Here is a 10,515-nt window from a genome sequence, read left to right on the forward strand (position 1 = left end):
CCTGGACGTGACCATCCCGTATCGCGGATCCAAGGGGCCGCTGCACCTGCTCGTGGATAGCACCGGCATCAAGGTGGAAGGCGAGTGGCACAGACGCAAACACGGCGCCTCGAAGCGCCGTGTCTGGCGCAAGATCCACATCGGCATAGACGAGGAAACGCTGGAGATCCGGGCCGTCGAGGTCACCTCCGGCAATGCAGGCGACGCGCCGATGCTGCCTGAGCTCCTGAAGCAGATCGGCCTGGATCGGCAAATCGCCACGGTCACTGCCGACGGCGCCTACGACACGCGCGCCTGCCACGACGCCATCGCCGACCGCGGCGCGGCCGAAATCATTCCGCCGCGCCGCAACGCCAGGCCATGGAAGCGGGACAGCGCCGGAGCCCGCGCACGAAACGAGATCCTGCGAGCATCGAAGCACCTCGGCCGGGCACTCTGGCGGAACTGGAGCGGGTCCCACCGCCGGAGCAGGGTCGAAACGAAAACGAACTGCGTGAAACTGCTCGGCCAGAGGCTGATGTCACGGGACTTCGACCGCCTGGTTGCCGAAGTCCAGATCCGGGCGGCGGTCCTCAACCGCTTCACGGCGCTCGGCATCCCGCTCACCGTGGCCATGGGATAAGTGTGTCCGGGGAAAGGGGAACTGCGGTCGTCAGCTGATTTGCGCAACAGCGCCCGTCTGAGGTGCTGCTGGTGTTCAAGTAGTGTAGGGGCCAGTCTTTTTTTGGTGGCCCGTTAGAGCGCCGACTGAGGGGCTGTCGGTCGCGTAATCTCATAAGGACTAGCGCACTGGACGGATGCGCTCAGGTGATCGGCGGTGGTATTCTCTCGAAGGTATGGGAAAACTAAGAACTCCCGCACATGGCCCCCGCACACTCGCGGCTAACCGACGGAAATCAATAGGATTGCTCCGAGTGAACACACTCTGACCACGGCCGACGCAAGCGAAGGTGGAAGTCGTGCTCGTTCATAGGTTTGGGTTTATTGCCGTGCGTGCCCCGCCATCGCCGAGGGCGTGTCCCCGGCTGACCGGTGCGCTCCGAGGGTGTCGAGCGGAGGTCGTCCATGTGGGCAAGGGCCACGCGGCGGGTGATCTTCGAGACCTCGGCATTGCCCGTGAATGTCTCGAAGCGTTGGAGGATACGCCGATAGCGCTCCTTGGTCGAAGGCTTGATGCCGTCACTCTGGGCCAGCCAGCGGTGGGAGGTCGCTCGAACGGTGGTGTCTTGCGATGTCTCCGGTGTGCTGACCGCTTGGGGGCCGTCGTATTTCGCGAAGAGCGACGCCTTGATTTCCTCAAGGGTTTCCCTGCGTCGGCTCAGGGCTTCCCCAAGGTCGGAGGAGCCGAGGGATCGAATGATTTCCCGCTTGCCGACCGCCGGTCTCAACTCGACAGGAACGGTGAATCGCAAAGCGTAGACAGCGCCGCGCTCGAAGACGCCCTTGGGTAGAACTGTAAGGGTAACGTCAGTAAATCTCCCGCACACGAGAGAGAGTAACCCTTTGTAAAGCCGGGGGAATGGTGGGCGACCCTGGAATCGAACCAGGCGTGGGTCTCCCCGGCGGAGTTACAGTCCGCTGCCGCACCTTGCAGCACGTCGCCCTGAGTGAGGCGCTGGATACGCAAGCTCCGGGGGCGCGTCAACAGGAAAATCCCTTGCGGCGGCCGCGCCGAGGCGCCATGGTCGCCGCCTGTCGGAACGGGGGCGATGAAGTGGCCAAGAAACCCACCTGGGTGATCGAGAAGGAACGCGGACGGCGGGCCGCCGCGGCCGAGACCGTCTGGCTTTTCGGGATGCATGCGGTCCGCGATGCGCTGGAAAACCCGCGCCGCGACAAGCTGCGGCTGGTGGTGACCAAGAATGCCGCCGACCGGCTGGCCCCGGCCATTGCGGCCGCCGGGATCGAGCCCGAACTGTGCGATCCGCGCCGCTTTACCGCGCCGCTCGACCCCGAGTCGGTGCATCAGGGCGCGGCGCTCGAGGTGCGGCCGCTGGACTGGGGCAAGCTTGGCGATGTCTGCGACCCGGGGACGGGGCCCGCGCTGACGGTGCTGCTCGACCGGGTGACCGACCCGCACAATGTGGGGGCGATCCTGCGCTCGGCCGAGGTGTTCGGGGCCCGGGCCGTGATCGCGCCGCACCGCCACTCGGCGCCCGAGACCGGGGCGCTGGCCAAGACCGCCTCGGGCGCGCTGGAACGCCAACCCTATCTGCGGGTCGCGAACCTCGCGCGGGCGATGGAAGAGCTCAAAGACCTGGGCTACAGCCTGATCGGGCTGGACGGCGAGGCGCCCTCCACGCTGGCCGAGGGGCTTGCCGGGATCGGCGCGGCCCCGGTCGGGCTGGTTTTGGGGGCCGAAGGGCCGGGCCTGCGCGAACTGACCCGAGCCACCTGCGACCGGCTGGTGCGTATCCCCGCGGCGGGCGGGTTCGGGTCGCTCAATGTCTCGAACGCGGCAGCGGTGGCGCTTTATGCGGCGGCGGTGCGCCCCTAAGACAGCCTCCCGGGCCTGACAAAGGCGGGGCCCGTAGTCTTCGGATCACAGTTCCATGAGCGGGCTGGAAAAGACCGCGCTGCGGTCCCATGTCTTACGCGAAGGGCGGAGGCCCGGAACGCCTTCGTCCTGCTTCACTGTCCCTCGTTCCGCGACTGGCGCCCGGAAATTCCGGGCGCCTTTTTTTACCGCTCGTGCCTTTTGGCCGCCGGGCCGGGCCGAGTCAAGCGCGCTCAGGTGCCATAGGCCCGCGCATCGGCGGTTTTCACCGTCTCGGCGGCGGCGACCAGCGCCCCCGCGATCCGGTCCAGTTCGGCCCGTGGCAGATGGGCGGGCAGCCGTGCGTCGCAGGCCCGCATCAGCATCGCCCGGGTCTTGGGCAGATTGCGCCGCGGTCCTCCCGGTAGATCGTCGAGAAACCCCCAGTTCCAGAACGCCCGCGCATTGTCGGTGCTGAGCCCGAATACCTGCACCTGCACCCCAAGCGCGGCGGCGGCATCCTGAAAGGCGCGCGCCTCGTCGTCGGTCTCGAAGCCGACGAGGTTGAACTGGATCGAATCCGGGGCGCGCGTTTCGGGGGGCAGGGGCGGGGGAACCGACAGCCAGGGCGACCGGTTCAACAGCACGGCGACGTGGTCGTGATTGGCGCGGCCCTCGCGCACCCGGCGGGCGACCTCGGGCAGTTGCGGGCGGATCACCGCGGCCGAGAGGTTCTGCATCCGCATGTTGTAAAGCGGCAGGCGGTTCTGCCAGCGGGCAAAGGCCGCGGCCAGCCCGTCATGCTTTTTCCAGTTATGTTCGTAGGCGCCCGACATTATCACCGCGCGGGCCAGCAGGTCGGGGTCTTCGGTGACCAGCATCCCGCCCTCGCCGCCATTCACCAGCTTGTAGGACTGGAACGAGAAACAGCCGATCCGGCCCAGCGTCCCGATCTTGCGGCCGTGCCAGAGCGTGCCCAGCGAATGCGCCGCATCCTCGATCAGCGGGATGCCACGGGCGTCGCAGGCGGCGGCGATGGCATCCATGTCCGAGGTGTGGCCGCGCATGTGGCTGATCAGGACGGCAGAGATGTCGTCGTCCAGCCGGGCCTCGAAATCCTCGAGATCGAGCCGGAAATCGGTGCCGACCTCGGCCAGAACCGGCACGCAATCGGCATGGATCACCGCCGAGGGGACGGCCGCGAAGGTGAAGGCCGGGATCAGCACCCGCGCCCCGCGCGGCAGGTCCAGCGCCTTCAGCGACAGGAACAGCGCCGCCGAACAGGACGAGACCGCCAGCGCGTAGGGAACGCCCAGAAGCGCCGCGAAATCGCGTTCAAGCAGCGTGACCGGCGCGTCGGCGGCAGCGGTATAACGGAACAGGTCCCCGGTGCGCAGCAGGCGGTCGATCTCGGCGCGGGCGCTTTCCGGGATCGGTTCGGCATCGTAGACAGTGCGGGAGCGGGTCATGCGGTCACCTTATCCGACGTCGTCTCGATGGACGACCCTATCCGACCGGAAGTGACTCAGAGATGTGACAGGATGGCGACGATCGGAAATCAGAGCCCGACTGTGTCCCGCAAAGCATACCAGGCCATCGCCAGCGCCAGAAGCGGCGCGCGCAGCGCCGCGCCGCCGGGGAAGGGCGGGCAGGGGAGGCGGGCGAAGGTCTCGAAGGCCTCGGTCTCGCCCTGCACCGCCTCGGCCAGCACCCGGCCCGCAAGCGTGGCCATCGCCACCCCGTGGCCGGAAAAGCCCGAGGCCGAATAGATGCCCGGCGCGGGCGTGCCGAGATAGGGCAGCCGCGAGCGCGTGATCGCCAGTGTGCCGCCCCAGGCATGGGTCAGCGCGACATCCTTGAGTTGCGGGAAGACTTGCAGCATCGGTTTGCGCACCAGCGCCCGGATGTCCTCGGGGAAGCGGTAGCCATAGCTTTCGCCGCCGCCGAACAGAAGCCGCCCGTCGGGCGACAGCCGGAAGTAGTTCACCACGAACCTGCTGTCGGCGACCGCCACGTCGCGGGACAGCACCGAGGCCGCGCGCGCGCCAAGCGGTTCGGTCGCGACCATGTAGTTGTTGATCGGCATGACCCGAGCCGCGACCCGGCGGTCGAGCCCGCCAAGATAGCCGTTGGCCGCGAGGATCACCCGGTCGGCGATGATCCGGCCGCGATCCGTCACCACGACCGCGCCCGCATCGACCCGCTCGACCAGCGTCGTCTCGTGAATCGCGGCGCCTGCTTCGGCTGCGGCGCGGGCAAGCCCCAGGGCATAGGCCAGCGGGTTGAGATGGCCCGCGCCCCAGTCGATCACCCCGCCCCGATAGCCGGGGGCGCCGACGATGGCGTGCAGCTCGTCGCGGGTCAGCGGCTCGATCAGGTCGTAATCATAGTCGCGGCGCAGCTTTTCGGCATAGGCGTGAGCCTCGCGCGTGCCCCGGTCGGACCAGTCGGCATAGACGATGCCGGGGCGGTAGTCGCAGGCGATGGCGTGATCGCGGATCAGGTCCGACACCAGCCCGCGCGCCGCTTCGGCCAGATGCCACAGCTTTGCCGCGTGCCCGTCGCCCAGCATCGCCTCGAGCGCGTCCTGATGCAGCCGCTGGCCCGAGCCGACCTGTCCGCCGTTCCGCCCCGAGGCGCCGAATCCCACCCGGTGCGCCTCGACCAGCACGGTGTCGAGCCCGGCCCGGGCTAGATGCAGCGCCGCCGACAACCCGGTATAGCCGCCGCCGACGATGCAGACATCTGCGCGCCGGTCGCCATCGAGCGGCGCGAAGGGCGCCAGCGGCGGGGTGGTTTCGGCATACCAGCTGGCGGGATAGGCCCCGCGTCGGTCGTTCGCGAAGAGAAGGTTCATACGTTCAGCAGCAGATGTTCGCGTTCCCAGGGGCTGATGACCTGCAGGAACTGCTTGTATTCCAGTTCCTTGACTGCCGAATAGACGGTGCAGAATTCTTCGCCCAGGACCTCGCGCATGGGTGAGGCCGCCTCGAAGAGATCGAGCGCCTCGGCCACGTTGCGGGGGATGTCCTCGTCGCCCGAATAGGCGTCGCCGGTGAATTCGGGCCGGGGCAGAAGTTCTTCGGTCAGCCCCAGATAGCCGCAGGCGAGCGAGGCCGCGATGCCCAGATAGGGGTTGCAATCCATCCCCGCCAGCCGGTTTTCGACCCGCCGCGCCTCGGGTTCGGCGACCGGCACGCGCAGGCCGGTGGTGCGGTTGTCGCGCCCCCAGAGCAGGTTGATCGGTGCCGCGAAGTCCGGGACGTAGCGGCGGTAGCTGTTCACATAGGGCGCGAGCAGCGCGATCACCGAGGGCATGTGGGTCTGCATGCCTGCGATGAAATGCAGGAAGGCGGGGCTTTCGCTGCCATCCTCGTTCGAGAAGATGTTCAGCCCGGTCCGCGCATCGACCACCGAGTGGTGGATATGCATGGCCGAGCCGGGCTCGTCCTCGATGGGCTTGGCCATGAAGGTGGCGTAGCAGTCGTGCCGCATCGCCGCCTCGCGGATCAGCCGCTTGAAATAGAAGATCTCGTCGGCCAGCTTCACCGGATCGCCATGGCGCAGGTTCAGTTCCACCTGGCCCGCACCGCCTTCCTGCAGGATGCCGTCGATTTCCAGTCCCTGCGCCTCGGCGAAATCGTAGATGTCGTCGATGACGGGGCCGTATTCGTCGACCGCGCTCAGCGAATAGGCCTGACGCCCCGCCGCGCGCCGGCCCGAGCGGCCCATCGGCGGCTGCACCGGTTCCGACGGGTTGGTGTTGCGGGCGACGAGGAAGAACTCCATCTCGGGTGCCACGATCGGCATCCAGCCACGGTCGTTGTACAGCTTGACGATCCGTTTCAGCACGTTGCGGGGCGCGGTCGGCACCATCTCGCCCTGCTGGTCGAAGACGTCGTGAATGACCTGCAGCGAACAGTCGGCGGCCCAGGGCGCGGCCGAGGCGGTGCTGAAATCCGGCGTCAGGATCATGTCGGGCTCGGTGAAGGCCCGGCCCTCGATATCGGCCCAGTCGCCGGTGATGGTCTGCTGGAAGATCGAGTTCGGCAGATAGAACCGGGTCTGCGTCACGAACTTGCCCGCGGGCATGGCCTTGCCGCGGGCGACGCCCGCCAGATCGGCCACGATGCACTCGACCTCGTCGAGGCGGCGCCCCTCGAGATACGCGCGGGCGGCCTCGGGAAGCTGGTCGCGCCAGTCTTTCATGGCTCAGCGCCTTTCGGTGAAGAAACGGGCGATCCGCGCGGCCATCGCGGCCGAGTCGGTGGGCAGGTCAAGCCGGGCGCGGGCCTCGGCCAGGGTCTCGTCGGGCACCACGCCGGGGCCGCGCTCCTCGATCAGGCCCTTCTCGAAGGCCGGGGCGAATTCCGGGTGCGGCTGCACCGTATAGGCATGCTCGCCATAGATCAGCGCGGCATGGGCGCAGCTAGGCGCGCTGCCCACCGTTTCGGCGTCATGCGGCGGCTCGATCACCTGGTCCTGATGCCAGGCGTTCAGCCGGTAGTCCTGCCCCTCGATCCGGTAATCGCGCGGGCCGACCGACCAGCCGCCCGCGAATTTCTCGACCCGGCCGCCCAGCGCCTGGGCGATGATCTGGTGGCCGAAGCAGATGCCGACCAGCGGCACGCCACCCGAATAGGCCTGCCGGATGAACTCTTCCAGCGGGTGGATGAAGGCGTGATCCTCATAGGCGCCGAAACGCGACCCGGTGATCAGCCAGCCCTCGGCGGCGTGGATCGAGGGCGGGAACTGCATGTCGAGCACGGGCCAAGTGTGGAACTCGAAGCCGTGACCTTCAAGCAGCCGCACGAACATGTCCGGATAGTCGCCATGCGCCGCGCGAAGCGCGTCGGGCGCGTGGCCTGTCTGCAGGATACCGATCTGCATGGGAGTCTCTTGATTATGTGCGCTCAACCTAGTCTTGCCGCGTGCGGCGGGCAAGCCCCCGCGCCGCGCCCGGACCGGGCTCAGACAGTGTCGAGATAAAGCGCCATCTGCGCGTCCTCGTCGAGCCCGGCGATGCGGCGCGCTTCCTGCCGCTTGGTCATGGTCAGGTTGCGGATCAGCCCGCGGCGGAAGATCCGGGCCATGCGCGGGCTGTGCTCGAAGGCGTCGATCGCGCCCTGCCAGCAGGTCGGGATCTGCGGCAGGTCGAGTTCATAGGCATTGCCGGTGATGGGCGGCGGCGGCTCGAGCTGTTCCTCGACACCCTGCAGGGCCGCGCCGAGGATCGCCGCGATCATCAGATAGGGGTTGATGTCGCCGCCCGCGACGCGGTGCTCGATCCGGCGGGCGCGGGGGCTGCCGCCGGGAATGCGGATGGCGGCGGTGCGGTTCTCAAGCGCCCAGCAGATGCCGGTGGGGGCGTGGTTTCCGGGCACCAGCCGGCCGTAGCTGTTGGCATGGGGCGCGAGGATCAGCGTCATGTCGGGCATTGCCGCAAGACAGCCCGCCACGGCCTGACGCAGGAAGCCCGAGCCCTCGGGACTGGCGTCGTCGAAGATGTTGTTGCCGCGCGCGTCGAGCACGGAGAAATGGGTATGCAACCCGTTGCCGACATCGTCGGCATAGGGCTTGGCCATGAAGCTGGCGGCAAAGCCGTGGCGCCGGGCCATGCCGCGCACCAGCAGCTTGAATAGCCAGGCGTCGTCGGCGGCCTTCATCGCGGGGCCGTGCATCATGTTGATCTCGAACTGCCCGGTCCCGGCCTCCGAGATCGCCGCATCGGCGGGAATGTCCATCGCCTCGCAGGCGTCGTAGAGATCGGTGAAGAAGGCGTCGAAGGCGTCGAGCGTGCGCAGCGACAGGATCTCGCCCGCCTCGCGGCGCTTGCCCGAGCGTGGCGAGCGCGGCGGGTGCAGCACCTCGTCGCTGTCGTCGATCAGGTAGAATTCAAGCTCGGTCGCCACCTGCGGCGCCCAGCCCCGGCGCTCGTATTCGTCAAGCACCACCGCCAGCGCATGGCGCGGGCAGCCCTCGAAGGGCCGGCCCTGTTCATCGAACATCCACAAGGGCAAAAGCGCGGTCGGCGCGTCGAGCCAGGGCATCGGCACGAAGCCCCGCCCCGTGGGGCGCAGCACGCCATCGGCATCGCCGGTCTCGAAGACGAGCGGGCTGCCCTCGATATCCTCGCCCCAGATGTCGAGATTCAGCACCGACAGCGGAAAGCGGGTGCCTTCCTCCTCGATCTTGCCGGCAAAGCGCGAGGGCACGCGCTTGCCGCGCGCCTGCCCGTTCAGGTCGCAGGCGGCCATCCGGATGGTCCGGATCTCGGGATTGTCGCGAAGCCAGGCGCTCATCTTATGACCTGCGGGCGGATCCTCAGGCGCGGCCGGGACTCGGACGGCATGTGGCGGTTCAAACGGCGGTTGATCAGCCCGAAGAGGCCGATGATCGCAAGGGTCACGAGGATGAAATAGAAGGCCACGATCGGATAGGGGATGAAGGGGTTGAAGGTCTTGTCGGCGAAGTAGTTGGCATAGTAAAGCGCGTCGCCCTTCTGCTGCCAGGCCGGAAAGCCGGAAAAGTAAACCAGCGTCGTGGCATGGAAGAGAAAGATCGCCTCGTTGGTATAGGCGGGCCAGGCCAGCCGCAACATGGTCGGCCAGACGATCCGCCGGAACCTTTTCCAGCCCGCCATGCCATAGGCATCGGCGGCCTCGATGTCGCCCTTGGGTACCGAGCGGAGCGCGCCGTAGAAGATCTCGCCGGAATAGGCGGCGGTGTTCAGGAACAGCACGACCAGCGCCCCCGCCCAGGCGCGGGTCAGCCAGCCCGTCTCGGCGGTGATGTGGGTGAAGATCAGGTTCAGCTCGATCCCGTTTCTGGGCAGCAGCACGAAGGCCTGGTAGGCCAGGAAGAACTGGATGAAGAGCGGCGAGCCGCGGAAGACGAAGATGAACCATTCGGCGGGCTTGCGGACGACCCAGGCGCTGCTGTTGCGCGCCACCGCGACCGCGGTCGCGAGGAAGAAGCCGAAGAACAGCGCAAGCGCCCCGAAATAGATGTTCCAGACCAGCCCCGAGCCGATCAGGGTGAATTGCTCGCACAGGGTGAAGTCCGAGCGCGGCAGCAGCCGCTCGCCATAGCCGAGCGAGCGGAAGGCGTAATCCTGGAATGTCTGCACGCAGCTCATTGCGCGACCTTTCGCTGGGCTTCGCCCGCCAGCGTCGCCTGCCCGTGCGAAAGCCGCGCCGTCAGCCGGGTCAGCACCGCCTCGGAGACCCGGGTCAGCATCAGGTAGAAAATCAGCAGGCCGAGGAAGTAGTAGAGCCGCCAGTCGGGATGCGGATAGGCGAAGATCGAGGTCTTCGAGCCGCCCAGCTCGCGGGCCCAGTAGACGATGTCCTGCACGCCCAGCAGGAACAGCAGCGGCGTGGCCTTGATCAGGATCATCCAGAGGTTCGACAGGCCCGGCAGCGCATAGATCCACATCTGCGGCACCAGGACCCGCCAGAAGGACTGGCGCGGGGTCATGCCATAGGCCTCGGCGGTCTCGATCTGGGCGCGGGGAACCGCGCGCATCGCGCCGTAAAGCACATTGGCGGCGAAGGCGCCGAAGACCACGGCGAAGGCCAGCACCGCCAGCGCGAAACCGTAGGTTTCATGAACCCATTGCGGGCTCGTCGACAGCGGCAGCTTGGCCGCCGGGCAGACCACGAAATCGCTGCCCTGCCGGACCGGCTCGGTCCAGTCGGGGCATTTGACCTTGTGGCGCAGCCACTCGAACCCCTGATCCATCGCGACCGGGACGAAGAGGAAGAAGACGATATCGGGAATGCCCCGGACCATCGCGGTGTAGGCCCGCCCGAAGATCCGGAGCGGCCAGATCCGCGAGCGCGCGGCCATGGCGCCGCCGAAGCCGAACAGCAGGGCTGCCGGGGCGGTGATCGCCAGCAGGGCGAGCACGACCAGGAAGGACTGGTAGAACGCCATGTGCTTGCCGCTGGTGAGATAGCAGGCAAGCCAGTTCAGACCTTCGAGGGTGGAGGGATCTGCGCAGGACGCGAACATTTGGGACTGGCGGGGGGGGGGGG

General features: G+C 67.5%; 10 protein-coding genes and 1 tRNA gene. 2 read left to right on the forward strand and 9 right to left on the reverse strand.

From position 1 onward, the window contains the following. A partial coding sequence (locus BYZ73_RS19980; RefSeq protein ID WP_112317404.1) for an IS5 family transposase occupies window positions 1-622 on the forward strand: 622 nt, incomplete at its 5' end. 274 nt (window positions 623-896) lie between these two features. Here BYZ73_RS19980 and BYZ73_RS19985 read toward each other — a convergent pair. Next, window positions 897-1,487 carry a DUF6538 domain-containing protein gene (locus BYZ73_RS19985; RefSeq protein WP_112317405.1) on the reverse strand — a complete coding sequence of 197 codons (591 nt, stop codon included), beginning with the start codon at window positions 1,485-1,487 and terminating at the stop codon, window positions 897-899. 33 nt (window positions 1,488-1,520) lie between these two features. Then, window positions 1,521-1,604: transfer RNA gene (locus BYZ73_RS19990), tRNA-Tyr, on the reverse strand. A 77-nt stretch (window positions 1,605-1,681) separates the two neighbouring features. On the opposite strand from BYZ73_RS19990, the gene rlmB reads away from it, so the two are divergent. After that, window positions 1,682-2,497 carry a 23S rRNA (guanosine(2251)-2'-O)-methyltransferase RlmB gene (gene rlmB, locus BYZ73_RS19995; protein ID WP_112317406.1) on the forward strand — a complete coding sequence of 272 codons (816 nt, stop codon included), beginning with the start codon at window positions 1,682-1,684 and terminating at the stop codon, window positions 2,495-2,497. A 233-nt stretch (window positions 2,498-2,730) separates the two neighbouring features. On the opposite strand, the gene BYZ73_RS20000 is transcribed toward rlmB, so the two are convergent. The 7 genes from BYZ73_RS20000 to BYZ73_RS20030 form a co-directional block, all read right to left on the reverse strand. Next, entirely contained in the window at window positions 2,731-3,945 is a 1,215-nt protein-coding gene (locus BYZ73_RS20000; protein ID WP_112317407.1) for a DegT/DnrJ/EryC1/StrS family aminotransferase, read from the reverse strand. Window positions 3,946-4,034: 89 nt separating this feature from the next. Beyond that, window positions 4,035-5,333: an NAD(P)/FAD-dependent oxidoreductase gene (locus BYZ73_RS20005; RefSeq protein ID WP_112317408.1), complete on the reverse strand. Its 1,299-nt coding sequence runs from the start codon at window positions 5,331-5,333 to the stop codon at window positions 4,035-4,037. Then, window positions 5,330-6,685, reverse strand: a complete 1,356-nt coding sequence (locus tag BYZ73_RS20010; protein WP_108027309.1) for a glutamine synthetase family protein — start codon at window positions 6,683-6,685, stop codon at window positions 5,330-5,332. The genes BYZ73_RS20005 and BYZ73_RS20010 overlap by 4 nt, the downstream gene beginning before the upstream one ends. Before the next feature lie 3 nt (window positions 6,686-6,688). Then, window positions 6,689-7,366, reverse strand: a complete 678-nt coding sequence (locus BYZ73_RS20015) for a type 1 glutamine amidotransferase (protein WP_112317409.1) — start codon at window positions 7,364-7,366, stop codon at window positions 6,689-6,691. 80 nt (window positions 7,367-7,446) lie between these two features. Further along, window positions 7,447-8,778 carry a glutamine synthetase family protein gene (locus BYZ73_RS20020; protein WP_112317410.1) on the reverse strand — a complete coding sequence of 444 codons (1,332 nt, stop codon included), beginning with the start codon at window positions 8,776-8,778 and terminating at the stop codon, window positions 7,447-7,449. Then, window positions 8,775-9,614, reverse strand: a complete 840-nt coding sequence (locus BYZ73_RS20025) for an ABC transporter permease (protein ID WP_108027306.1) — start codon at window positions 9,612-9,614, stop codon at window positions 8,775-8,777. The genes BYZ73_RS20020 and BYZ73_RS20025 overlap by 4 nt, the downstream gene beginning before the upstream one ends. Next, window positions 9,611-10,492, reverse strand: coding sequence for an ABC transporter permease (locus BYZ73_RS20030; RefSeq protein ID WP_112317411.1), 882 nt, complete (start codon window positions 10,490-10,492; stop codon window positions 9,611-9,613). The genes BYZ73_RS20025 and BYZ73_RS20030 overlap by 4 nt, the downstream gene beginning before the upstream one ends. Window positions 10,493-10,515 lie beyond the last annotated feature (23 nt).

The sequence above is a fragment of the Rhodovulum viride genome (assembly GCF_003265965.1).
GTDB lineage: Bacteria > Pseudomonadota > Alphaproteobacteria > Rhodobacterales > Rhodobacteraceae > Rhodovulum > Rhodovulum kholense.